This window comes from Paenibacillus sp. OAS669 (assembly GCF_014873645.1).
Lineage (GTDB): Bacteria > Bacillota > Bacilli > Paenibacillales > NBRC-103111 > Paenibacillus_S > Paenibacillus_S vulneris.
In genome coordinates this window covers 128,008-153,550 of record NZ_JADBDR010000002.1, presented here as the reverse complement: position 1 = coordinate 153,550, position 25,543 = coordinate 128,008, and the positions used below count along the sequence as shown (strand labels likewise).

The window sequence follows — 25,543 nt, the reverse complement described above, 5'->3', positions numbered from 1 at the left end:
ATCGAAAAGTTTAAAATAATTGAAAATACACACTGATCACAGCAGGGAGTACGGCCCACATGAACGGAAACCGTAGATGATGGGAGGAATAAAGGTAAGGCTTCCATTGTGATGTATCCTTCAAAGCAATCAAATGGAACAGCATAGCTGCAAGGCGCTGCCACGTCTGCTTCCAAAGCCGCCGCCATATCAAAATAATGCATCCCACCAACGCGGCATAAAATATCGAATATATCATGCTCTGGAGAACCATCTCTCCTCCGGCCAGTGCGCCGATAGCCCCAAACAGCTTTACGTCCCCCGCTCCTACCGCCTTAATAAGATAAAGGATCAGCATCGGTATGAACCCGAGAGCCGTGCCCAAAAGGGCATATAGAACGCCTGATCCTCCGGAAATCGCCGTATGAAGCCCCATCCCTGTAATCCAACCCGATAGGGTAAGCCAATTAGGAATCTTACGCCGCCATATATCCGTCGTAAAAGCGGTGATAATCATACCAAAAGTTAGCACTGTAAAGATCATCCGGTTCCTCCAACCCATGCGCGCTCGAACGCCTGCTTGCGAACAATGACTGTCTTCTTGAAAAATGGAATCGATAACGGTACTTCGTATTGAGCCTCAATGCCGACAAATGCATTTTCTTTATGCTCGAGATCCGGTAGGATCACCTTCGTCACCTTCAGCCTGTCTTTTTTTATCCGTGCCGGATTCGCATAATGAGCGACCAGCGGTGTTACGGCTTTGCTCAACAAGGGTTTGTATGCCTCCTCCAGCTGCTTCTTGGCCTCCTCGGTCTTCGCATTTCCCAGGTTTTCCAAATGCTCCCGATAGGTTTTCTCCCATTCCACCAGCTGAACGACAGGGTCCGGAATCCAACGTTCATAATCCTCGATGAACTGTTCCGTATCCACTGCCTTTTGCTTAGCGGATTCGATTTGGCCAACGACTTTATCAATCCACCCGCTCGCTGCGCTCTGGTTCCATTTGCTTCTGGCTTGCTGATACAACAGATCCACCGGGTACATATTGGCTGCCACGACTTTCGTCGTGTCGGTCACGGCGGATTGCAGCGCCATTTCTGCAAGCGATATTTGAATAAAAGCAATCAGAACTAAAATAAAGGACAGGAATAATGGAAGGACGAGCGCAGCCTCCAGCACGATGCCGCCCTCCTGGTCATCCCTCCAGGTCGCCTTGTTTGGTACCCGTTCAATCCAAGGCTTGCCGCCGGCTTTCAATACGCCATCACCCCCGTCTTGGTAATCTGGCATCTGCCGAGCTTAACCTGACAGGAAGTAAGTCCGGCTTTTCCCAGCTGCCGCATCAGTCCAGGTAAAAACCACAAGCGGATGGAGGTCGATGCAGTGCCGGAAATATACGTGGTGCTCTGAAGCAAGTCGATATCAGTATTTAATTGAATTAAGGATTGCATCCGAGATAACAGAACTTTATCCCGGCTGTGCAGTAAAAAGAACACTCTTAAATAATCCTTGTAGCCCATGGTGAAAAAGCTGCCCAGCTTCTTCGATAAAGGAACCATCTCCCCTTGGGTCAGCTTCGCCATATCCTGTTGAGCGTGAATAGCTCCTTCAGCTACGGCTGCCAGAAATACGAGCAACGGCGAGCCGAGATTCAAGACTTCGTTTTTAGGCTCCAGTAATGCCTCTGCCGTATCAACTGCAAGCCGGAAGGCGAACATCTCGGCATATGCCATCGAGTAGTTGCTTGCGCAGGAATTGCCGCCGTACAATAAATATTCGAGCTCCTGATTCGCCAGCTTGTGCTTCCCTGGTTCCGATGGCTCCAAAGCCCCCTTCACATTGCCATTGCTGTCCTTCTCCAGACCGAAGGTCCGGTAATTGAATTTACTAACAGCAAACTCATCCACATAAAACTCATCCCTAACATCCGTAAGCAGATTGGTGAAATCCGAAATCAATTTCATCGCGCTAAAACCGGCTTTGTCCGCGTTATCCAATTCTATGGATGGAACAGGCTGAGATAAGTTGGCTTCCTGATTGGTCTCCATATATGCTTGATAGTATCCGTTTGTTCCTTTGCCAGGGTCCCCCTGAAGCGTTATGTAATGCTGTTTGAATGCATCGGTTGACCCAAGAATGCTGCAGCCTCCAAGAGCTGCCTTTACCTGATCGAGATAAGCCTGCGCTTTCTTCCTCTGCTCCTGCTTGCTTGTATTTACCGCTTGCTTCTTGCTATTTCTCTGCGACTCCTTTGCACTTTGGGCCGAGTGCAGCTCCTGAGCTTGCTTCCAGAACGATTGGATCGCCTGGTCTGCATTGCGGTAATTTTGCGCATCAAACAGAATGACGCTGGATAACTGAGATTCCAATCCCGAGAAAAGAGCAACGGTAGAAGCCGCTTTGCTGCCGTAATCATCAAGCTCGGAGCGGGAAATCATATGGATGGCTTGAAATACTTGGTTGGCATCATAAGAGCCTGAAGCCGTATTTTGGGATTGGACAAGACCTAGCTCTGCATTCAACTGATCATTCGCTTTTTTGGCTTTATTCAAAGAAGCTTCAAATGCTTTAAGCAAATCCTTTAATTCATTCAAATCGCCGGTTGATTTCACCTTCAAAAAGGCCAGCAGCTTCGCATATTCCAGTAAGTCATCCAGCAGCTGCTCCAAATCCTTAATTCGATCATTCACAGCTTTGATTTCATCCTGAAGACGGTCCTTAAGATCATAAAGAGAATCTATCGCGGATGCGGCTGATGAGCCCGCTTGCATTAGAGAGCGAATATCTCCATCAATACGCTTCACATCGTCCCGCAAATCAACCAGCTGCTTTTTGGAATCTTGAATGGATTGCCTGACCTCTTCAATAGTATGCAGCCCGATTTTGTCGCTTAATTTATTCAAGGCTTCAAGCTGGGTCTTATAGAAGGGATGCATCGCCACCGCTTTTTGGTATATCGCCGACCATTCCTTCCACGCCCTGTCCAGCTCATCGTCCCGTTCCTCCATCAGCTTCTCGATTTTCGCGGCATTTTGGGAAAACTGGGAGGCTTGACCCATCGTAGATGCAAGTCCCGTTTTCTTGAATTTATCCGCCATTTCCAAGGAGTAAATCATCGGCGCCCGGTATTTCATTTCTTCTACTATTTGTTTTTTGAATACCATATGATTGCCGAGAGAATACATCGATGTCAGATTTGAGCTGTCGGCTTCTACCTTCTGATCAATAAACTGAAAGGAGTTCGATGCAACCGCTTGAGATACATTTCCTTCAACTACTTTCAAAAAAAGCGCCTTGGATTCCTCCGGCTTTTGATTCAAGGCATACAGCCCATAGGACTGCAGCTTCGGCGAAAAGGAGGACAGCGTAGAGCGAACCCCTGTTTTCACTGCATTTTCTGCTTCCTTATCAGCAACCTGAATACGGGCAAAATCAATTAACAGCGCACAAAATAAAAATACCGGAACAAGAATCAATAGTAGATATAAGGACACCGCTCCCCCCTGTTCTTTCCATAACCGCCGCAACCGAAACAGCATTCATCCCTCCTTCCTGCTTGCATGTTTGGCAAGATTGCCTGGTATCGTTCTGTCATTCGTGAATGACCACAACGATACCCTGACGCTCCAGCTCCTGCCGAAGACCGTTAGACAGCTTGACCTTGTCCTGTTTGGACAGCTTGAAGAAATGCCAGACAACTCCGGTTACTTGACCCCCATCTCTCAGCAGCGCCGCATCCTTGGGCATTTGTTCCTTCCTGAGCTGGTTCTCGTTAAAGGTGTAGTAGGCTTGATGGGCGACTTTATTCGCATCCAATGCATCGACTACCCTTTTGGTCGAGCCATTGACAACCATGGTCTGCTCCTTTCCGTTCACCAACGTGCGCAAATAGCTGGCCGCACTCTCGTGATTGTTTATGACAGCGGCAGGATCGGGTACTGATTTGGGCTCAACCATGGCCTTTAATGCGGCGTCAGGCTTGATTTTGCCCTGGACTTCTTGAATAAAGGTCCGTGTTAAGTCAATGAGCCGGATCCCCTCAACCGGATCGACCACTTGAGCCGACGCAGTCGAGCTTACCTGCTGCTGCAGCTTCCGAATCATAAATTGCGGCGAACGAAACGGCTTTTCCAGATTCACGGTCACTTCCCTAGAGATACCGCTATTCAAGTAACTCATCGTGCCGCTCCAGTCTGGTGATAAACTGCGGCCCACTTTCGTCAATTTTCCTTCAGGTCCGGTATCGCTGCCCTTGGTCGCAGCAGGAAGCGTTATTTGCGCCGCTGGATTCGGGATAAGAAACCGGAAAAGATCCGACATGCTGTCGCTGTGAAGTCTCCAATATAATCCATCATTCTGATCTACGGGGTAGTCCCCTGTAATGACATCCTTCTTACTGTTATCCCAGATGAAAGCGGCGCGATCGGCAGCCACGCCTGCATTCTGAAATGCAGACGAGGTTTGATAAACATAGAGAGCGAGAAACAGCAGAGACAGCGTGCTTAGTAATATCACTGGAAGCACAAAGCTCGCCTCTATCGTAAAGCTTCCTTTCGTATCATTGACAAACCTGTACGCGTTTGCCTGTCCTGGTTTAGGAAGAATTCGTGCACCATCCTGCCTTGACTGTAATTTAAGGGCTGATTTTATCCGCATCATTCTTGATCGTGCCGGATTGGTCGGTAATTTCCGCATTAGCCGAGTCAAACAGTCCCTTCACCCATTGCATGATCCATTTACGGAAAGCTATTGCTATGATGACTAGTACTGCCAATATGAGCAATATTTCGAGTGTACCCAGCCCCTCCTCCTCGTTCCAAAATTTTCGAATTCCTTGACCTAACCCATTCATTCGCTTTACTCCTCTCCAGTTGTACGAACTCAATCTAATTCATAAGCAATATAGCCGGTGCGGCAACAACAACCATGACGACCAGAAAAATCAATACCATGGGAAATACCATCTTCGAGGATGCCTCTTCACCCAAGGTTTTGGCTAACGATTTCCTTTTCTCCCACAGTGTTGAAGACAGCTCCTTCAATGACATGACGAGCTCGTCGCCGCCTCGTTTATAATTCAATAACAATGTCGTAGTGAACAATGAAACCTCTTGAACGCCGCATCTTTTATTAAAATCCTCCATCGCTTTGCTGAAGGAGACATTCATACGGATTTCATATGCAGCAATAGCAAGCTCTGCCAGAAGAGGATTTTTGTCGATGTCCGGTTTGTTCTCTATGCAGCGCTGAAGCGCCTTCTGCACGGTTTCTCCCGCATTCACCAATAGAACGAGCTGATTCAACACCTCAGGCAGCTCCAGCAGCATCTGGCGTCTTTTTTTACGAAGCTGATTCGCTAACTCTTTGTACAGAACAAAAGGAAGAAACAGTATCAAGATAGCTCCATAACCAAGCATCTCGTTATTTTCGGCTACTATCCCAACGAGCGTACAACCGATCAACAGGAACATACTGACCGACAGGACATCGGCCGCAAAGCATTTGGTCCGGATCAGAGCCTGCTTGCTACCATATAGTCCGATCATCTGCTGATGTACGCGTGAGATTGCATCTCCGAATCGGTCTGTCAGCCGGAGGCGATCCATCAAAGCTAAAGCAAGGGGTGCTAGCCAATAAAGCTTCAATACTTTACGATGCTCCTTCACAAAGCCGCTATATCGGGGATACGCCGTCCAGAAAATCAGCAAACCTACAACTAGCTCGATACTCAAAGCTATAAGCATCGCCATCCGGCATCACACCTTAACATCCATAATCCATTTCGTAATGGCATAGCAGCCGATCAGGATCAGTAACGCTGTAGTCATTATCAGTAGTCCTGTTCCTTGATATAACGGCTCCATATAATCCGGTGAACTAAAATTCAATAAAGCTATAACGACTAAAGGGGCGAATGTCAGCACTTTGGATTCAAATCGCTTTTGCGCCATCATGACTTGAATATCTTGTTGAATATCCAGCTTCTCTTGAATGATGGCAGCGGTTCGTCGGATCACCTGCACCAGGTTGCCGCCGGTTCTCTTACAGGTTACGAATACGTCGGCAAACTGCTGAATATCCTCCACCTTCGCCCGATCGCTCCAATCCTTTAATGCTGCTTCAACCGTTTCTCCGTTTTCAATCCGCCGGTTTACCGTCTCCAGCTCTTTAACAATAAACGCGTTGGAATCGGGGTAGAGAAGACGCAGATCCGTCAATGCCTCCTTGAAGGCCGATTCTACCGATTTTCCCGCGCCAAGAGCAGAAGATAGAGAGGAGAGCGCCTGCTTGAACTGCAGCTGAAGCTGAGCTTGACGCTTGCGGATCATTTGCTTACGCCATATAATCGGGGAATACAATCCCCCGCAGCCCAGCACCATTGCGGCGATTGCATTTTTATAAAAAATATATCCTATGATACCCAGCACCAAGCTGCCGATAACTATGCAAATGCACCTTTCCGTAAGGCTTAATGAATACTCATCGTACCGGATTAACGACGAAGCAGCTGTATCGTCTCCTTTAGTCTTTCTATAGGCCAATGATGGCTTCCATTTCAGCTTGTGGCCATCCTTGTCCGGTAACGGATCTGTTTTCTTCTTGGCCAAGTTTTGAAAGAGTGTCAAAGCCACCCAACATAATGCCCCCGCAGCAGCGGTAAGAATGATATAACTCAAGCTCTGTCTCCTTTAATCAATTAACGTTTTCATTTATACGGCGATACCTGCCATAGCCAGTTTATCCGTATGCATTAAAGCGCTGCCTGTAGGTCTAAGCTCTCCAATGACCTTCCCGCTGGCATCCTCTCCCTGTTCTACAAATTCAAACAACCGGTTCAGCTTGACTTCCCCTCCCTCCATACCGACGATCTCGCTAATCTCCGTCACACGGCGTGAACGGTCCCGCAGTCTTTGAAGGTGAATCATGACATCGATCGCAGAACAAATCTGTTTGCGAATCACCTCAACAGGAAGAGCTGCGCCGCTAAGCACCATCGTTTCGAGTCTGCTTAGCATGTCTTCCGTTGAGTTGGCATGTCCTGTGGACAAGCTGCCGTCGTGCCCCGTGTTCATTGCCTGCAGCATATCTAACGCCTCTGCCCCCCTGACCTCACCGACAATGATGCGATTAGGCCTCATCCGTAAGGAAGAGCGAATCAAGTCACGGATCGTGATTTCTCCCTTGCCTTCGGTATTGGCGTTTCGAGTCTCCAGACGAACCAGATTAGGTACCGTTCGGATCTGCAGCTCGGCGGAGTCCTCGATCGTAATCAGCCGCTCGTCATCAGGAATGTATTGTGATAATGCATTGAGAAAGGTGGTCTTTCCCGACCCGGTTCCGCCGCCAATGAAGAGGTTATATTTTGCCCGGACGAGTCGGATCAAGAAAGAAGCTGCAGTATCAGTCAAGGATCCTTTGGCTACTAGCATGTCCAAGGTCAGCGGCGATTCCGGAAACTTTCGTATGGTCATCGCCGCTCCTTCCAACGCAATAGGTGACAATACAACATTCACCCTAGACCCATCCAGCAATCGGGCATCTACTATGGGATTGGCCTCGTTGACAGCCCGGTTCACGCGCGCCACGATAGCCTGAATAACGTCCTCCAGCTTCTCCTTGCTTTCGAATTTCATTTCCGTTAAGCTGATTCGGCCATCCTGTTCGATAAAAATTTGATCATACCGGTTAATCATGATCTCCGATACGGTCGGGTCATCGACCAGCGGCTGCAAAATATCCAATCCGCGAAAGGAATGAAATAACCGCATAATAAGCTGATGCTTCTGGCCTGCCGTAAAATATTGATCAAAGGAATAGGAAAACACTTCCTGTTCAATCAGGTCCATCAGCTGTTCATCAGATAGCGAGACCGATAAATCCAGCTTTTCTTTAACTCTATGCTTCATTTCTATAACGATCTCGTCAGCCCACATCTGCCTTCCCTCCCAATGCCGATGATCGGAACCAATCCAGTGAGGTCAGGCTTTCGCTGAACGTCCCCCGTTTATGAACGATGTCTAATCGGGCGTAGGACTTCCATTCGGGTATGTACGGCAAATAACCGGAAATCGGAAGAGGCAGCTTCCTCTCGCTGCTGCTCAATGCCCCGTTGAATTTATTAACAATCAGACTGCATTTATGCGACCACGCCGGCTCTTCCTGCCTATCCATCCACTGCCGCATTCTTACTGAGCATTTATCCCATTGAATGCAGTCATCCTGAATCAGCCACAAGATATGATCGCTGATCTTCAACGCAGCCTCGACACGCGGGAACAAGGTTGAGTCCAAATCAAGCAGCACACAATCGTATGCGCCAGAGGCAAGGACTGCCCTGACCATCATCTCCGTATCTTTTGCGGACATTTCCGCCAGCTCGAGCGGCTCGCAGTTGCCGGGAAAATAGTCGAAGCCCCAGATGCTATGCCTTTTCTTATATCGCTCCACTTTGGCAATTTGCAGCTTGCTGTCCGACTTGCCGTAGTAAAGCATCCGGGAAAAGGAAGAATCCTCCTCTCCCCCTGTATCGGACTCAACCCAAATGGACGATGGCAGCTGTTCCAAGCTGAGATAAAACACCCTTCTTCCCGCCAACGATAATTCTCTTGCAAGATGCAGGGCGGTTAATGTTTTCCCGCTCCCGCCTACAGCGGAATAGATGGAGACCACTTGCGTCTCCTTGTCCCCCTTCAGCATTTGACTCGAGGTGAACTCATTATAATGAGAAATCACATGAGCCAACAGCTGATTTAAGGGTTGAAACTTGCACAGAACCGGGTACTCCACGATATCCCCGGAAGCAGGAAAGTCACTCAGGATGAGCATGCAGCCGCTCTGTCTTTGAAAAACCCTCTCAGGCAGAGGCATGAAGCTCTCATGGACAAGCAGAATATACTGCTCGCTTGCCTGTTCGATATAGGCAAAGCCTTGTTCTTTATTCGTGAAAGCAGAGACAGTAAACGTCGAAGCAAAATCCGAGGTACGGATGTATGCTGTGATGCGTTCTATAAAATAGGAATCTGTATCCAATACGACCAGCTTCATTTTGGACATTTCTGTTGTGCCCCTCCCCCTTTGTTGATCAAGTCCCTTGTCCGCTGAGAATTACATCGCCCCCTTGAGCTGTAATATTCCGCTTACCACCAAAACTGCCGAAATGATGGCAACGACAATGGCTGCTTTGACTTTATTCGTTATTTCCATATCGCCTCCTAAAAACGAACGCACAAAAAAAGCACCAACTGAACAAGAAAAAGTTCTTGAACAGCGGTGCTTCCGCTTGCGGTAATGTATTTGTATATATAATAACATAAAATATGGTTTTTTCAACTATTTTAGTCATTTTTATTTCATGAATGGACTTATGGTCTTATTTGGTTAAATTAACGGCTCATGGATATACTAACCTCATAATACGATGAAGGAGCTTAAGTGATGATCAGCAATCGTGAACTGAAGGGGCAAATCGAGCAAATTACGGAACAGCAGCAATCCTTAACCGACGAACTTCAGCAAATTAAAGAATTGCTCCAGAGTCAATCGGACGATTCCAGCGGCCAAGGGGGCCAACAATCAAGCGGAGGCCAATCGCAGCAGCAGCAAAACAGCGGCAGTTCCAATTCGGGCTCCAATTCCATAAGCGACATCGCCAAAGACTTCGCCAAACTGAAGGATTTGACCAGTCAATTAGAAACCAAGATGCAAGAGTACATCTCGAATAATACCAAAAGCCAGCCCCTTAGCGATGAAGATGCTATTAACCTCGTTCTCAGCATGATGAACGGGATGATAGATTGGAGTATGGATCTGATGTCCCGGCAAGCCGGTTCTAACAGTCAATCTGGACAATTGCAATGAGGCACCGTAGACCATCGTTATTATAACGGCAGCAGATCTTGTTTTTCAGCCTTGGATCTGCACTCTTTACAAACCCCAACAGCGGATCCGTGAACACCGGCATAAAAGGTTAATCGGTCCGTTTTCTTTTTGCAATAGGAGCATTTCTGCAGATGGGCAGATGAGCGTTTATCCTGTCTTTTGAACTCCGTCATTCGAATAACATTCGTTTTCGGCTTTGCTTTTGCAGCGGTTTGCTTACGTGAGACAATGAACAAGACTCCGAGTACAATCATGAGACCAATGACGATGACAGCAATCCAACCGCCGCTCATATAAGGTCACCTCTTTCCTCTTTCTACCGTCTCTAGTCTACTCTCTTAGTGCATCCCTCAGCCTGCTGGACATACTGCCTTCCTTCAGGACCGATGCGGTCCTCCATCTTTTTACCTGCTCCTTCAATCGAAGGTTCTCTTGGGTCAGCAGCTGCAGCTTTTGTTGGTATTCCTGCTCCCGTTCCAGCGCATCGATACAGCGTAATAAATCTATATTTTCATATCCCGCATCCTTGAACAAGCGATACATGGCTGCACGCAGCTCATCATATTGATGTTGATGCTCTTCACTCATAATGGTCCTCCTTACACAATCTCGAAATTCAAGCCGCACTTGGCTAAGAAAATTTCTCCGTCATACTGCTGCGATACTTCATCTACAAGCTGCTCTCTATTTCCAAAATGCGGAAGATGAGTCAGTATGACTTTACCCGGCCGGGCCATTTTGGCTAAGTAGCCTACTTCCGTTGTATTCATATGACCATACTGCCTGGCATTTTGAAATTCCGCATAGAATGAAGTTTCGGCTATAAGCAAATCGGCCCCCTGACAGAAGCTGATCAAGGATTCGTCAAAGCAGCTATCCGCAGTGTAGACAATCGTTTTGCCGCCGGCTTTTATTTTAATACCTAAACAATAAACCTCGTGAAATGTTTTGAAAAAGGAGCACTCCATCCCATGAAGATGCAGCACGTCATGCTCCGATACTGACCGGATTTCGGAACCTTTCATAGATCGGTAGGGCTCATTCGTGCTCAAACCATCACTTGCAATGTAAATGGGTAAGGGTACCTCCCTGCGACGTAGATCCGAATCAATCAGACAAGCATACTGCAAACATCCTAAATCTGCAATATGATCATGATGCCGATGGCTGATGATGGCAGCGGATAAATCCTGCAGACGCGTATGCTTTTGGACAACAGACAGGACTCCGCTGCCGCAATCGAGCAGAAGCTGATGTCCCTGATGCTCCACTAAATACCCTGCACTTGCCTCTCCGGCAGCAGGATACGCTCCCCATGGCCCCAATACAGTCAAACGCATAGCCAATCCCCCCACAATTTCACTTTTGATAGCAAGCTATGGAAAAAGCACTCACTGACAAGACCAAGTCTTGGGAAGTGGTGCTTCATGCGGTAAGTCATAAAGTAAGAATCAATAATGGCTTAAATAGATATTGCCGTGTAACGGCGGGCTCCGGCAAATTCTTGAGCATAGGACGGTGTATGAATAGAAATGATTTCAATGCTTCGTTCCGTTCTCGGGGAATGAATCATCTTGCCGTCACCGATATACATAGCCACATGGTGAACCTTGCCTTTTCCTTTATCATAAGCATAGAACAACAAATCACCAGGCTCTACATCAGCCAAAGCCACGGCCGTTCCTTGTCTAGCTTGATCCTTGGCATCCCTCGGGATGTCAATCCCGTGAAACCGATGTATGGCATAAGTAAACCCGGAACAATCGAAGCCGAAGCCTGACGTTCCAGACCAAAGATACGGGAGATCCAGGAAGCCTTTAGCGGTGTTCACCAGTTCTCCCCCTGTGACTTGCAGGGTTAATTGATCAGCCGGCATAGATGGCTCCATGATCTTGACATCCGCCTTTTCGACCCACCGAATTTCTCCTTCTCTAACTACTGCACCAACCCTGGAGCCCTCTGCCGTAAGAACCGGCAGCTTCGTGTTAAAGCTGATTTCCTCTGTAGGCCGGTCACTTACAGCATCTTCATAGAGCCATGCGGTCGGCTTGGATACAACAGCCACGGGGCAAGCATCATAGGCAATAGTCCGTTCTGCAATTTGTACCTTGGGAACCCACCCGGGATATCCATTCTCATTTTTAGGTGTAGCTTGATCCGGTACCGTCACCTGCACCCAATCCCCCTGCTCCCCAAGCACTGCCACCTCCGTACCTAAAAGCACTTGGGTTTCAAGCTTCCCCACGAGCCACAGCTTATCGGGAATGCTCATCGTTCGGAGCCAGGACTTTATTGGGGCCGGGTTTTGTAGCGCAGGGTGATCCATGGCTCTAGCCTGGTTCGGTTGACTCCACAGGGTGGCAACAGGCACGTCAACGACCTGCCGGGGCGTACTTAATGAACTACCTTCACATAAGGGCGGCGCCTTTGAATCTGTCTCAAGCTCCGGATCGTCCGGTATGGCGTAGGCATTCCCTTCCCAGTGAGTCGTTATCAACGCAGCAGCCTGCGCATTGACTTGATTCTCCATCTGCATCATGGATGAACCGCGTTGGGTCACACGCTGCGGATTGTACGTGTCCCGCGGCAGAAAAAGCAATCCCAAAGCAGCAATGACGAGAAACAAGCCGACTGGAACAAGGAGCCTTCTCACTGCTAATTCCCCCCCATACATCCAGCTATTCTATTTTGGCTTAGCGGCAGCAAATTCCCATAACTTCTTAGGTTTATGGTAACGATTCATAGTAGCTTCCTGTATAAATTCCAGCTGCCAATTGCTCAGCAAACGAATCAGATCATCCCGGTTAAAAAAACGCTTGAATTGGCCATTCTGCTCGTAAAAGCGAGGTTCTATTTCGTTGCCTTCGCCTGCGCCGAAATGTACATCCTGAATAGAATTGACTCTGCAGAGCAAGTGACCGCCCGGGACAAGTACTCGCTGAAGCTCGTTAAAAATGGCTTCTGTCTTTTCCCAAGAAAAATAGTGAAGACTCAAATCAGCAACTATAACTTGAGCGCTATTCTTCTCGAAGGGCAGAGGCTCCGCCAAATTCACTTTACAGACCTCTGCAGAAGGAATATGCATTTTGACGCGGCTCAATGCCACTTCGGAGAAATCGCAGGCAATAACCCGATAGCCAAGCTCGGTTAAACATAATGTATCGCCGCCGGCTCCACAGCCTAAGTCGAGTATTGGGATCTCGTGGGAAGCCTCTAACAATCCTTTATGCTTTAGGAGCCAATCATCATAGTCCGGCTTGCTGTCTTGCGGTTCTGCAAAAATATGATCCCAATACGGTTGCCCCGCCTGCATTAGAGCTACCCTCCCCTTTCTCCGAAAAACTAAGCTTTAATAAAGAATACCGTCAATTCTTCCCTATTATGGAATAGCTGCTTCCCTTTTTGAAGAGCCAGCTCGGGAGAAAGATCCTCCACCATCTCGCGAACGGTTTGGAACGGCTTCTTATGCATCAACTTAACCGTAATGATAGCCGTGCCGCCTGTTTGAAGAGCATACAGCAACCCCTTGACCAATTTGGCCATTTGACGCGGACTCCAGCTCATGTCGCATACGAGAAGATCAAACGATTGCGGCTGGAAGGTCACGTCGGCTGCATTTTTCTGAAGAAAAGTAAGCTTGGGATTGCGCAGTAAGCTCGGGTCGAGCTTCGCAGGGTCGACAGCCGTCACCTTCATCCCTCGTTCCAGCAGCAATGAGGTCCATCCTCCGGGTGCCGCTCCGATATCCAGCGCTGACCGGTACTGCCCAAATTCAAGGCCGAATGCTCTTTCTGCCTCCAGCAGCTTGAACTTGGCTCTGGACACTTGACCTTCTTCCTTTCGGAAGCGGATTGCTCCTCCGGACCAATCGCTCAGGTTATGCTCGGGCTTGGACACACCCAAGTAGGCTTTGTCCGCAGTCAAAAAGACCGATACGATCACATCCGCGTCTTTAACAACCGGAATAATGGAATATTCCTTCTCCAAAACCTCGTCTATAGCCCGCTTATAATCCCCGAGGGATATCTCCGAGCTCACCTGCTCTGTTTTCCGCACTTGTACGGCCGTTTTTAAGTCTTCCTCCAGCTTAAGAGATCCAGCTATAGGTTGAAGCAGCGCCTCCATCGAGCCGTCCCATTCCAGCTCGGCATCAACCGGCTGCATATGTCTCAAAAACATAGGCTCATGATGGATCAGTTTCTCGATGACGGACGCTTTGTCTTCCTGAATCGTAAATGTAAAGACCTCAGCAGGTATAATATGACGAAACTGGACTTGCGTTTCAAATAATCGTCTGATTTCTTCTTGCGCGTGCTGGCCGAAGCCATGATTTGACGTTCCTATAAACATACTTCTTGAATGGGTTTGTTCTGTCATTATAGCACCTTAATCCAAGGACGTCCTTGAAACCATTCCATCGCTACGGGAACCTGGAAGGTCTTTAGAAGATTCTCCTCGTTAAGAACCTCCTCCTTCGGACCCGACGCGATTATTTTCCCTTGATCAATCAAAGCTACATGAGAAAACATAGGCATAATTTCTTCGATATGATGCGTCACGTATACTACTGTAATTTGCTGCTTGCCGAGACGGTTAATGGTCTCCAGCAGCCGCTCCCGTTCGTACAAGTCGAGTCCGGAGCAAGGCTCGTCCATAATAAGAATCTTAGGACTGGTCATTAAGGCGCGGGCCAGCATTATCTTCTTCCGCTCGCCTTGGGATAGAGTGCCCAGGGGCTGATCCGCAAGATGCCTCAAGCCTACCTCCTCCAGCATTTCCAACGCTTTCCCGCGTACTTCCGCAGGAATCTCTTCATAAAAACGCAAAAACCCGTATTCACCGGTAGCGATAACTTCCCAGACCGGATCGCCGGGATTCAGCTTTTCGTACAATGATTGGCTGATATAGCCGATTTGCTTGCGCACCTCACGAACGTCGCATTGGCCGTAAATATGATCCAACACGCGAACCTGCCCGCTGCTCGGGAACTGATATCCGTTGATCAGCTCCAGGATGGTCGTCTTGCCTGATCCGTTTTTCCCAAGAATGACCCAGTGCTGTCCTTGTTCAATCTGAATACCGACTTCAGATAATATCGCCCGTTCTTCACGGATAAAATGAATGTTTTCCAAAGAAATGATTTGCATAACAATCACAACCTATTCTTGTCTAGTTTTAGCGATGTGGAGCAGCATTTCGTACGGTACGGGACCGCTAGCCAATTTTACGTTTTCCGGCTTGTTCTGGTATAACAGCTCGTACATCTGTTTTCTGCCCACGATGCTGGAGCTGTGAAGATAGATCTCCCGGGGATAACGATTCGCCGAGATCATATACAGAACCACATCCATTCCTGTCGGCTGATCCCACCCCAAATCAAAATCCAGCGAAAGCACGTTAATGTCACACTCATCCAGAAGAAGTCTGCACTCCTCTGAGTTACGAGCCAGTACAAATCCTTCGGGACAAGCCCTCAGATCATCCATAAATACATTAATAATAATTGATCATCTCCTTAGAAAGGAAAGCACAGATCCCTTGACGAGAACAACAACTATGTATTGACAAATAGAATATGTAGTAAGGGAAGCCACTCTCTTGCGAAACCGTGCTAGTTTGAGGCCAGCTGGCGTACCAGACGAATCTCCCCGGCATGGGTATGCCCTCGAAGAACAGGCGTTTCCAATATAGCCGGAAGGTCAAACCCGTCTATCGTTTGCAGAAACTCACGAAACCGCTGTTCTCCAATGTACCCTTTGCCGATCATAGCGTGCCTGTCCCTGAACTGCCCGCCTTCATACACGGAATCATTTAGATGAACAGCCAGCAAATGATCAAAATATCCCAAACGGACGGCCTGGTCCTTCAGCTGACTCCATCCCTCATGGCCTATAGGCCATAATCCGCTTGCAAATGCGTGGCACGTATCAAAACAAAAGCCGATATGCTCCTTAAAGGCGCTCAATGAGCGAACTTGCACAAGCTCCTCCAGTGTCGTTCCCATCAAGGATCCGTCGCCTGCCTGATTCTCGATTAGCAGCTTGGCTCGTCCTTCCCAGTCGAAAAGCACATCATGTAGACATTGTATAATATTTTTGTAGCCTTGTAACGGGTCCGTTCCCTTATATTTGCCAAAATGGACAACGACTCCAACGGATCCGCACGCTTCGGCTATTTGCAAATCGTTGCGCAGCGACTGCACCGTAGCCGTATGCAGACCCGGATCATCTACAGCAAGATTCGTCGGATAAGGGGAATGCGCGATGGAATAAATCCCGTTCTCCCGGCAAAAACGCGCACAGGCTTCCGCATCCTTAGCGTTCCATTGCTTCACCGTCAGGCTTCGCGGATTTTTCGGAAAATATTGATAAGCTGTCGCCTCCAGCTTTAAGGCCGTTTTGGCTGCTTCCAAAAAACCGTTTCTTATGCTGATATGGCATCCTATGTTCATTCCGTACCCCCTAATGCTGACAATGCAGGCAGCAAAACGATTTTTTCGAGGAAACATCCTGACGCACCAAAGGACTGCCGCATCGAGCACAAGGCTCTCCTTCCCGGTCATACACTTTACACTGCTTATCATGCCCGCCGGTCAACCGGTCCTCCGCAAACAACGGCATTTCCATATAACCGCCGTTGCGCGTCGCTTCAGCAAGGACTCCCCTCATGGAGTGGTATAATCGGTCCATCTCGTTATCCAAGAGCTGCTGGCTCCGTCTGGAGGGGAGAAGTCCCGCTTCAAAACAAATTTCGTCCGAATAACAATTGCCGATACCCGCTATAACTCCTTGGTCTACCAGTACGGATTTTAAAGTCCCTCTCTGCTTCCGCATCAGCTGAGCGAATCGTTCCTGCGTAAATTCGGCGTTTAGAGGCTCCGGTCCGAGCTTCTGGAGAAGCCGGTCCGCCTCCTCCAATGAATGGTAATGTAAATACCCTAATCGCAGGCCAATGAAGTACAGATGCATAGCACCGAAGCTTAACGTCACTTGCACGGTCCGGTCCGGCTTCTCCTCTTCCGTACCGTAAAACATCATTCCTCCAAGCATTAGATGAAGAACAAGCACATTAGAAGTGCTTAGGTGGAACAGCAAATGCTTCGCTCTGCGCTCGATCTCTCTGATCGAAGCTCCGATCAGTGCGCGTTGAAATACGGGAACGGGAACATTGATAGATTTCTCTCGTTCCACTTGAACATCCGTAATGATCCTGCCAATTAATCTTTGATTTAACAGCAGCCTGTAATTTTCCATTTCCGGCAGCTCGGGCATCGTATAACCTCCATGTTCTTAATGGAACCGTCAGTGCAGTTGCTTTCAAATATTTCCATTAAGAGGACGATTTATGCTCTTACTGCCGCTCTTTCTTAGGTTTATTGCCGATTTCCAGCTTTGTTTTTTAGATCAAGCTGTCCATAGTCCATTCCTGATTCCCGACGGCGGCCTTTCCGCGCCTTTTGGCGGAGGCAGCGTTGGATATAGCTCCAGTTCCGTCCGAGCCCTTCATCCTTACCGCTTTGCTGCGAAGTCTTGCAATTCGTTTTTCCAGTTCGGCTATTTCGGACTGCTGCTTGCGTTCTTCAGTGGATAGCCCCCTGCTTCCCCGCCGCGGGCTACTGACTGTACGCTGTGGCCTTCTTAACGAATCACGCTGCCAAGCTTTATCCAGGGCTTGTTCCGCATACATAAGAGCCCGCGGCAGGTGCTTTTCCCTATGCTCATAGTGCATAGATAACTCAATGTACGGCTCCAGGGATGCCAGGCTGCGATGCCCTTTACGATCAATATACGCCGCCCACAGCCGGCAAGCGGCTTCGTAGCGGTGCTGCTGCTTAAATACCTGGGCGAGCGGCAGCAAATAATCATCCTGTGTCCCTTCCGTATCCGCCTGGAACAGCCGTTCACTTAAGTGGTCGAAGATCTGCTCCGCACGCCATTCCAGACCCAGCTTATGAAGCCATAAACCTAACCTGTATTGTTCCTCAAGACCCATAAGGGTCCAATCGATCTTGCCCTGTATAACCCGGGAAAAATGTACCGAGAGCCCGGCTAACGATAAAATATCGAGCTCATTGTGAACGAAAACCCCTTTTACAATAGAAACATCGTTCTCTGATAAATACTGAAAATATAACGCTGGAGCCAGTGAACCGGGAACATCCTCATGGCGTATTACCTGCAGCCGCTCCTCCTCTACCTTCCCTAGCCGGCAGGACGGAAGCGTGTGCTTCCAGAGACTTCGCGACGGGTAGAGAAAATCCAAATGGCCCGCAATATCCGGCTCTGAAGGCATCCTGTTCATAATATATCTGTTCTTAATAAGCGGCCAATCGAAGGATTTGCCGTTGTATGAAACCAGATACGGGTAGGCCACGAGCTTCTCCTGCAGATGATGAAGCATGGCCAATTCTTCCGCGGGATTCCGAATGAACATTTGCTCCACGACAAATTGATCGCCTTCATAGAATCCGATACCGATCATGAAGGGAATGTTCCCCGCCCCAATTCCAAGTCCCGTGGTCTCCGTATCCAAATACAACAGCTTGTTATACGGCAGGCTGCTCTCCTGAGCATCGAGGTCGCCCTTTAACAGGATGGTCATTAGCGAATCCGATTGCCCGACCAAATCCCCCAAGGCGTAACACCCGTGCTTGAAGGAGCTCTCATACACGCGGCGGCGCAGTACGAACGATCCCCATTCATTATGAGCCATCCGTGCCTCCACGATACCCCACTCACTACTCGCGGTCGAATCCGCAGCCTCATCTGGAACGGCTGCCTGCTTCACTGTACCCGCTTCCTGCTTCTTGTGCCTTAGAAGACGTTCGCGCAAGCTGCTCATTGCTGCACCTCCCGTTGTTCAAGCAGTTTCAACAACAGCTGTTTTCCTGTTAATCCCGCCGTCATATGTACAAGGCCGTTAGATATCATACACCCTCGATGCTTCATATTTGCTCCAATAGCCGAATGCTCATATGTTTTGCGTTCATCCCTTCTACTTCCGTACCGATGCAGGAAGGGCAGCCGTCAGTACAAGGGCATTTTCGAATCAAGTTTCTTGCGGCGCCTTTGATCTCGTCTATCCGCTTATAAACGTCCTCGGCCAATCCGATTCCGCCCGGATAATGGTCATAAATGAAAATCGTAGGCAGCTGCGTATGCGCGGCCCGAATCTGTGAAATGACGTGTATGTCGCTTCGGTCGCACATGACATGGATGGGAACGATATGTCTCAACACATTCGATATTCCCAAAAGCAGCTGCTCCAGCGTTTTCGTTCCTATGCTCTCATCTACTTTGTTCAATTCTATCCAAGTAGCACTGGTATGCAGCTCTTCTTCGGGCAAGTTAATGGGGCCGTACCCGATATTTTCGAACGTGGTTAATTTGATTTTCTTAAAAATCGTCGGCATGGCGTTCACGACAACATCACCGAAGTTAACCGCCGCAGCTCCCCTGTTCTCCGTTCTGTCGATCTCCAATACTTTGAGCTGCACTGCCAGGTTTGCATCCGTGTAATACTCCACATCAACTTCCCTTACGTAAGCCTTTTTATGGTCCCAGTCCAGCTTTTCGACCTGATACTGTACACCTTCATGCAAATAAATAGCCTCATCATGCAAAAGAGTCATGGCGCTAAAGCGATCCATTTCCCCGATGATTTTCACGTTCGCCGTGTCAGATTGGTCCACTATTACGACGTTCTCCTGTGCAGCCGAACGCAGACTTACCTCACTTGCGGGAAACGACTGATTCGCCCAGTAAAACGTATCTCCCGAATAATGCAGCACTCTTTCATCAACCAGATATTCCAAAAGCTCTTCGATTTCTAAAGGCCCGAATTCTTCGCCTTTCTTAAATGGAAGCTCATACGCCGCACATCTCAGATGATCTACCAAAATAATGAGATTTTCCGGGTTAATCCTCGCAGATTCCGGGGACCGGTCGAAGAAATATTCCGGATTTTTCACAATGTACTGATCAATTGGCGTATTACTCGCTACCATGATGACTAGCGACTCCCCATGCCGTCTTCCGGCACGGCCTGCTTGCTGCCATGTACTTGCGACGCTTCCGGGATAGCCCGTCATAATGCAAACCTGCAGCTGCCCAATGTCTACACCCAGCTCTAACGCGTTGGTGCTTACCACGCCGAGGATTTCCCCGTTCCTTAATCCCTTCTCGATTTCCCTCCGCTGCTTAGGCAAATAACCGCCCCGGTATCCTCTTATGGATTTTGCGCTGATCTCGTTTTTTACCAGCTCCTGCAAATGGCTTAATATAATCTCCACCCGCACCCGGCTTCGGGCGAAAACAATCGTCTGTATTTTATTCGCTAAAAACTCCCTGGCCAAATGGTTGACCTCTACCGTTGCACTTTTTCGAAGGTTAAGTGCTTTATTGGTGACTGGCGGGTTATAAAATACAAAATGTCTTTTTCCCTTGGGAGCACCGTTATCGTCAATAAGCCGCATAGGGTTCCCCGTCAGCTGCTCTGCTAATTCCTTCGGGTTCGCGATGGTCGCGGACGTGCAAATAAATAAGGGATTGCTGCCGTAAAATTTGCAGATTCGTTTTAGCCTGCGAATCACATTCGCTACATGGCTGCCGAAGACGCCCCGGTATGTATGCAGTTCATCTATGACAATGTATTTCAGGTTGCTGAACAAGCTTACCCATTTGGTATGGTGCGGAAGAATTGCTGCATGCAGCATGTCCGGGTTCGTAATGACGATATGACCGACTTGCTTCACAATTTGCCGGACAGCCGGGGAAGTGTCGCCGTCGTAGGTAAAGCTTTTTATGTCGGTTCCCATTTCATCAATAATCTCGTTCAATTCGCTTTTCTGATCTTGCGCCAGAGCCTTCGTCGGGAACAAATACAGGGCACGGCTGCCATCGTCTTCGGCAATTGCCTGTAATACCGGAAGGTTGTAGCATAAGGTCTTTCCCGAAGCGGTCGGGGTTACAGCTACGATATTTTCGCCCCTACGAATCGTTTCATAGGCTGTGTATTGGTGAGTATATAATTGGCCAATGCCTCTCTTACTCAGCGCCGCTTTTAATCTCGGATCTACGCTTTCGGGAATAGGTCTCGTCTTTGCTTCTTGCGGTTCAAATGTATGCCAGTTCACTATATTTTCACTAGCTTTGAATACTTGAATTAAGTCTGACAGCGACTTCTTTCGAATCATGCTTTCATCACACCTCATCAGAACGACTGTTCCCCTTATTATAACGCCCGTAGGCAAAATAAAAAAGCCCCTAGTTCGGGGCCTTATAAACGTCAGGGTCAATGTTTCGGATAGGCTCTTATTTTTGCTGCTTCATCAGGTCAGCGATTTTTTTGTCGGCCGCTTCCTGCGTTTCTCTAAGCACTGTGTTGATATCCTTTTTCTCAAGAGCAATGGGTTGACGCATATCACGAATTAACGTTTGAACTTCTTTGTCGTATTTATTCGGTGTCGGCGTAAGAGCCGGCGGATATTTAAATATGGCCGCCGTATTTTTCGTTTTGAGCGACGGGTTCTCCGTGCCAAAGGCTTTGATGATTTCCGGGTCATTCAGAACGGTTATCCGCGAATACTTGCTAACCAGCATCTGTATCTCCGAAGAAGTAAGCAGGTCGATGACCTGCATCGCTTGCTCCTTATGCTTGCTGCCTTTCGTAATAACGAGCATATCCGTCAGCGCATGACGTCCCTTGCCTACTTGATCCTCGAAGGTGGGATTCGTCACCATATCCCAATTCGGAGCCTGACTCTCTTCCTCGGCTTGAAGAAGGTCACTGATGATTTTCGAAGCCCACTCCGGCATCATGGCCAACCTTTTCTCTTTGATAAACGTACCGGTCGCATAGGCATACGATTTCCCGTCGACAACGCCGGGCAGCTCATAATTCGCGCGGAACACTTCAAGAATCTTATGGTACAGAGGGATATCAATCAGCGCCTTATTCGTTTTGGGGTCAACAAACGGCTGCGAGTACGGGCTGATCATATGATCGGGAAAACGCGGATCGAAGCCGATATATTGAACCCCTTCATCCTTTCTCGTTAACTTGCGGGACAGCTCCAGCACATCACTCCAGAGCATGCCGTCCTTCGGATAAGGAACACCGAACTTATCAAAAATATCTTTGTTGTAAAATAATACTCCCGTATTCCGGCTGAAAGGAATTCCCTGCAGCTCCTTCCCGTTGGGGTCCAGGTTCCGGATAGCCTGAACCGTTTCCGGGACAAACTTGCCGAGGTCCAGCTTGGATTTTTTGACCAAATCCGTTAAATCTGCCGGCAGATCCAAGGCAACGAGCGGCATATGCCAGTCATTATCGGACAAAATAAGGTCCGGTGTCTCACCGGCAAGAATTAGCTTTTCCAGATCCCCTTCCAGCTTCTCCAGCGTAATGTGCGGATACTTCTTTTGGAGCGGCTCTACAAAGAACTTGTTGTACTCAGGCGGCGATAACCGGGTTACATTGACATAGAACTTTAGTGTAACGGGCTCTGTCGACACTTTAAATTCGGCTTCCTCCGGCTTCGATTCCGCCGCAGGCTTGCTGTCCGATGTACAGCCGGTTAATGCCGTCATAGCGATAAGACTTAACAAAGTGACTTTTTTCAGCGATTTGATCATACAATTCTCCCCCTTGAGCATAGATGTTTACGCTTACATTCTTTATCAAAGCCTTATACCAAAGATGATACTAGTTGCTAAACTTACGGTTCGACAGTCGCTTTCCAGTCCTCCCGGCAGTATCAAAAGATAAAAAAACCTTATCATAGTAAACAACGCCACCAACCATGATGGGCATGTTTACGGATAAGGTTTTCTCCGAGACTCAATCCTTCGCCGTACTTATTCAACTTATTTTTAATAACTATAGTTCCTCGCTAATTAATTGTCAAGGCTTTTCTCCCGTTGATTTCTTGGACGATTCTTTTTCCCGCAAATGCTTCAAGGACTGAATCCTGGTTCTGTGTTCCAATAAAATAACCCTCACAGTAAGTACCGTCAGGGTTCATGATTTCGACAGATCATCGTTATACCGTACCAATTTGATGTTATTTGAAGCCGTAACTCCCGGAAAGCAGTCGAAGTATGGTGTAAGTAAAGTTTAAATTTTCTGAATATTATGTCGTTTCCTGCGCTTTCCCGGGAAAAGTTTTAGAGTAGATCCGACGAATCGTCGTAGTCATACCTCAAACCGTCATGCTCCATCGTTTGCTTGCCTGGCATGCTCATGGCGGCTTCCGCCTTGTTTTGCAGCTTGCTTAACACTTCCCGGTAGTGATTGACCTTCGAGCCTTTTGGTTCCGAGCTAATCGCCCGTTGCAACGCTTGTTCGATAATGGCTATATCGTGACTTGTAAAATCCATAGCGTCCACCCTCTCGACTATCATTTTTCACTTCCTCTATTGTTCCCCAATAAGAGGATCTTCATTCCATTTTTAGCAGAAGAATTCGAATCCATGCTCTTCAAGCTCTATACCATTTTGCCGCGAGCCGCCTCTCTATCATGACCCGGGAAATGCAGATCTCACACTATCAATTACCAACATGCTTAGCCGCGAAAAAAGGCCTTCTCAGGCCTTCTCACACGTATGGCGGATCCCATACCCTTTTCCTCCAGCCCAGGGTGTGGTTCACCACATTAAGGTTGCGGTCCAGCTGCACGTCGACTCCAAACGGAAGCTTGTGATTGTACCAGAACCGGACATCCCGCCATTCGACGAGATAGCCGTCGTTTTCCTCTTTGCAGCGGACAAGAACCCTTTGAGCAAAATATAGAAACGCTTGAACCCCGTCAGCCGCAAGTGTTGCTTGCACGATAGTGTCCGAGGGTCTTTTCTCATAAATGTCATGAATGTCAAGAACCCCTCGCTCCAATACTCCCGTGAAAAAATGCTTCTCCGTTTCCGTAACGATTTGCCACCGGCTCCATCTCCAGGTAGGAAGAACCTGACAAGCCCCTCTTTCCCCCAGAATCTGTTCGGCTTGCCGGACGGCCCTGCCATGCTGATAAGCCCGCATCAAGATATACATGAAAGTGATGATATATATCCCGAGAAATAGCCATCCCGTTTCGCCTGTCGTTCCAGTGATGGACCACATGATCACCCCCGCACTATGGATCACAAAGAGAAAGGGCTCAAACAAGGATAGGACATCCAAATGTTTCCATTTATTCGACAACGGCCGGAAGCACTGGACCCCATATACATTGAACCAATCTAAAAGAACGTGAAATACTACGGCTGCCATCGCCCAACTAAATAGTAAAGGAACATAAGTCCAGACATGAAAATAGCTTGCTATAGGTACAGACAAAAGCAGAGGCCAAATAAAAAGAGCGGGCAGGGAATGCGTAATGCCGCGATGCGTTCGAATGTAGGCCGTATAGCTTTTAAGCCTTGCAATCGAATCGAAATCCGGGGCATGCGACCCTATTAGCGTGACCGTCATAATAGCATGAGCAAGAACAGGCTGCTGTACAACGACAGGATCCAGGAGCGCCAGCCCTCCTAACGTTGCCCCGAACAATAGATGACTCGCTGTGTCCATGCGCACCTCCTGCAGGAATGCCTGAAGCTCAACCTTCTTTCTTTGATTATTGCCTATCGGCGAAGCATGATGGCTCTTGGCTCATGGTACTTGCCGGCCTCAAGCAGAATAGGATGTGTGGCTATTCTTCTCATCAGAAGTATCCATAGATAGGGAGTTGTGCTCCGCTGCATGATGACTTCCCTCTTCCCACCGTTCCTCGGCGTTGAACCAGTAAAACCAATGCTCCGGAGCCTCGCGGATGACCCGTTCCATATAGCGATTCAGCACCTTCGTTGCCTCCGCTCTTTGCGTTCGCTGATAACTGGCATACAGATGGAGCGGCTGTTCAAAGGTCAGCTTATGAACAAATCGGCGGATTCGTCTACCATGAAACGGAATGATAGGCACCTGATAATCGATCCCGAGCGACGCGGCCCCTTCGGGGGTTCTTGTGCTTTTGCCAAAAAAGCGCGATAGCGGGAAGGTCGGCCGGTAAAAATCGCCCAATAGGAACACGACCCCATTAGCAGCCAAATGATGGCGAAGCTTGCGAATCAGCTCTAACGGCGGGGTAGCGTCATAATCGAGTCCGGCACACCCCATATCGCGGAAACGATGGTACATCGGCTGAAGCTCCTCGCTGCCGCTCGTGACGATAGTAAGACAAGGGTACTTTTGGCATAGATACCAATAGTAATAAAAGAAGTTGCCTACATGAGGCGTATACACAATAGCTCCACGGCCTAATAATAAGGCTTCTTCCAGATGCTCTTCCCCTTCCGCCTGAAATCGTTGACCCGCCATTTTTTCCAATCGGTACGACTCTATCCAAAGCTCAAACATCGTGATGACAAGATTATGAAAATAAGACCTGCAGTACCCCCGCAATCTCTTTCCGGAACGTTCGTTCAGCAAATCTTGCATATTGCTTTGCACCCGGACTGCAAGACCCTTACGGGATAGCGCATACCATACGTCTCCAAGACATTTGCACAAAAGCAGCAGTATAGTGTTCGGGAACAAAGAGCATCCCCAAGCTACTTTTGCCCACAATCGGCGATGTTTCGTTATGATTCCGATCCACTCGTACAATGATCTCCCTCCAAATCGTTCCCTGAATGAAGGTGTTGTGGGC

At 48.3% G+C, this 25,543-nt stretch carries 26 protein-coding genes; 1 reads left to right on the top strand and 25 read right to left on the bottom strand.

What is annotated here, in order from left to right; all coding sequences use genetic code 11:
* Positions 1-10: 10 nt before the first annotated feature.
* From GGC63_RS06130 to GGC63_RS06090, 9 genes are all read right to left on the bottom strand, one after another.
* On the bottom strand, positions 11-523 hold the full coding sequence (locus GGC63_RS06130) for a prepilin peptidase (RefSeq protein WP_192701546.1): 513 nt from the start codon (positions 521-523) through the stop codon (positions 11-13).
* Positions 520-1,272 (bottom strand): TadE/TadG family type IV pilus assembly protein, encoded by a 753-nt coding sequence (locus tag GGC63_RS06125; RefSeq protein ID WP_225947995.1) that lies wholly within the window; start codon positions 1,270-1,272, stop codon positions 520-522. Before GGC63_RS06125 ends, GGC63_RS06130 begins: the two co-directional genes overlap by 4 nt.
* Positions 1,236-3,521 carry a hypothetical protein gene (locus GGC63_RS06120; RefSeq protein WP_192701545.1) on the bottom strand — a complete coding sequence of 762 codons (2,286 nt, stop codon included), beginning with the start codon at positions 3,519-3,521 and terminating at the stop codon, positions 1,236-1,238. Before GGC63_RS06120 ends, GGC63_RS06125 begins: the two co-directional genes overlap by 37 nt.
* A gap of 52 nt (positions 3,522-3,573) precedes the next feature.
* Complete coding sequence (locus GGC63_RS06115) at positions 3,574-4,506, bottom strand: hypothetical protein (RefSeq protein ID WP_318780993.1); 933 nt, start codon at positions 4,504-4,506, stop codon at positions 3,574-3,576.
* 109 nt (positions 4,507-4,615) lie between these two features.
* On the bottom strand, positions 4,616-4,834 hold the full coding sequence (locus GGC63_RS06110; RefSeq protein ID WP_079909118.1) for a Flp1 family type IVb pilin: 219 nt from the start codon (positions 4,832-4,834) through the stop codon (positions 4,616-4,618).
* 34 nt (positions 4,835-4,868) lie between these two features.
* Positions 4,869-5,732 (bottom strand): type II secretion system F family protein, encoded by an 864-nt coding sequence (locus GGC63_RS06105; RefSeq protein WP_192701544.1) that lies wholly within the window; start codon positions 5,730-5,732, stop codon positions 4,869-4,871.
* Positions 5,733-5,738: 6 nt separating this feature from the next.
* Entirely contained in the window at positions 5,739-6,659 is a 921-nt protein-coding gene (locus GGC63_RS06100; RefSeq protein ID WP_225947994.1) for a type II secretion system F family protein, read from the bottom strand.
* A gap of 33 nt (positions 6,660-6,692) precedes the next feature.
* Complete coding sequence (locus tag GGC63_RS06095) at positions 6,693-7,916, bottom strand: CpaF family protein (protein WP_192701543.1); 1,224 nt, start codon at positions 7,914-7,916, stop codon at positions 6,693-6,695.
* A complete protein-coding gene (locus GGC63_RS06090; protein ID WP_192701542.1) occupies positions 7,906-9,036 on the bottom strand; it encodes a hypothetical protein in 1,131 nt (376 codons plus the stop codon). Before GGC63_RS06090 ends, GGC63_RS06095 begins: the two co-directional genes overlap by 11 nt.
* 381 nt (positions 9,037-9,417) lie before the next feature.
* Between GGC63_RS06090 and GGC63_RS06085 the strand changes: the two genes are divergently transcribed.
* Positions 9,418-9,840 (top strand): hypothetical protein, encoded by a 423-nt coding sequence (locus GGC63_RS06085; protein WP_079909113.1) that lies wholly within the window; start codon positions 9,418-9,420, stop codon positions 9,838-9,840.
* Between the two features lie 20 nt (positions 9,841-9,860).
* On the opposite strand, the gene GGC63_RS06080 is transcribed toward GGC63_RS06085, so the two are convergent.
* The 16 genes from GGC63_RS06080 to GGC63_RS06005 all read right to left on the bottom strand — a co-directional run bounded on the left by GGC63_RS06080 (position 9,861) and on the right by GGC63_RS06005 (position 25,500).
* Entirely contained in the window at positions 9,861-10,154 is a 294-nt protein-coding gene (locus GGC63_RS06080; protein WP_192701541.1) for a hypothetical protein, read from the bottom strand.
* Between the two features lie 37 nt (positions 10,155-10,191).
* Entirely contained in the window at positions 10,192-10,449 is a 258-nt protein-coding gene (locus GGC63_RS06075) for a hypothetical protein (RefSeq protein WP_079909111.1), read from the bottom strand.
* 11 nt (positions 10,450-10,460) lie between these two features.
* On the bottom strand, positions 10,461-11,201 hold the full coding sequence (locus tag GGC63_RS06070; RefSeq protein ID WP_192701540.1) for an MBL fold metallo-hydrolase: 741 nt from the start codon (positions 11,199-11,201) through the stop codon (positions 10,461-10,463).
* 122 nt (positions 11,202-11,323) lie between these two features.
* A complete protein-coding gene (locus GGC63_RS35075) occupies positions 11,324-12,514 on the bottom strand; it encodes an NlpC/P60 family protein (protein ID WP_192701539.1) in 1,191 nt (396 codons plus the stop codon).
* Between the two features lie 30 nt (positions 12,515-12,544).
* Positions 12,545-13,174, bottom strand: a complete 630-nt coding sequence (locus GGC63_RS06060; protein ID WP_192701538.1) for a class I SAM-dependent methyltransferase — start codon at positions 13,172-13,174, stop codon at positions 12,545-12,547.
* Between the two features lie 29 nt (positions 13,175-13,203).
* Positions 13,204-14,238 (bottom strand): SAM-dependent methyltransferase, encoded by a 1,035-nt coding sequence (locus tag GGC63_RS06055; RefSeq protein WP_192701537.1) that lies wholly within the window; start codon positions 14,236-14,238, stop codon positions 13,204-13,206.
* Positions 14,238-15,008, bottom strand: a complete 771-nt coding sequence (locus GGC63_RS06050) for an ABC transporter ATP-binding protein (protein WP_179135897.1) — start codon at positions 15,006-15,008, stop codon at positions 14,238-14,240. Before GGC63_RS06050 ends, GGC63_RS06055 begins: the two co-directional genes overlap by 1 nt.
* Positions 15,009-15,020: 12 nt before the next feature.
* The gene (locus GGC63_RS06045) at positions 15,021-15,347 is read right to left on the bottom strand and encodes a cyclic-phosphate processing receiver domain-containing protein (protein WP_225947993.1); all 327 of its coding nucleotides are present in this window, start codon (positions 15,345-15,347) and stop codon (positions 15,021-15,023) included.
* A 125-nt stretch (positions 15,348-15,472) separates the two neighbouring features.
* A complete protein-coding gene (locus GGC63_RS06040; RefSeq protein WP_192701536.1) occupies positions 15,473-16,312 on the bottom strand; it encodes a deoxyribonuclease IV in 840 nt (279 codons plus the stop codon).
* A 10-nt stretch (positions 16,313-16,322) separates the two neighbouring features.
* Positions 16,323-17,132, bottom strand: a complete 810-nt coding sequence (locus tag GGC63_RS06035) for an Fpg/Nei family DNA glycosylase (protein WP_192701535.1) — start codon at positions 17,130-17,132, stop codon at positions 16,323-16,325.
* A gap of 127 nt (positions 17,133-17,259) precedes the next feature.
* Positions 17,260-18,702, bottom strand: a complete 1,443-nt coding sequence (locus GGC63_RS06030; protein WP_192701534.1) for a ribonuclease H-like domain-containing protein — start codon at positions 18,700-18,702, stop codon at positions 17,260-17,262.
* Positions 18,703-18,805: 103 nt separating this feature from the next.
* Entirely contained in the window at positions 18,806-21,052 is a 2,247-nt protein-coding gene (locus tag GGC63_RS06025; protein ID WP_192701824.1) for a DEAD/DEAH box helicase, read from the bottom strand.
* Between the two features lie 121 nt (positions 21,053-21,173).
* Positions 21,174-22,496 (bottom strand): ABC transporter substrate-binding protein, encoded by a 1,323-nt coding sequence (locus GGC63_RS06020; RefSeq protein ID WP_192701533.1) that lies wholly within the window; start codon positions 22,494-22,496, stop codon positions 21,174-21,176.
* A 531-nt stretch (positions 22,497-23,027) separates the two neighbouring features.
* Positions 23,028-23,264, bottom strand: coding sequence for a hypothetical protein (locus GGC63_RS06015; RefSeq protein WP_225947991.1), 237 nt, complete (start codon positions 23,262-23,264; stop codon positions 23,028-23,030).
* 193 nt (positions 23,265-23,457) lie between these two features.
* The gene (locus GGC63_RS06010) at positions 23,458-24,426 is read right to left on the bottom strand and encodes a metal-dependent hydrolase (protein ID WP_192701532.1); all 969 of its coding nucleotides are present in this window, start codon (positions 24,424-24,426) and stop codon (positions 23,458-23,460) included.
* A gap of 99 nt (positions 24,427-24,525) precedes the next feature.
* A complete protein-coding gene (locus tag GGC63_RS06005; protein WP_192701531.1) occupies positions 24,526-25,500 on the bottom strand; it encodes a lysophospholipid acyltransferase family protein in 975 nt (324 codons plus the stop codon).
* Between the last annotated feature and the right edge of the window lie 43 nt (positions 25,501-25,543).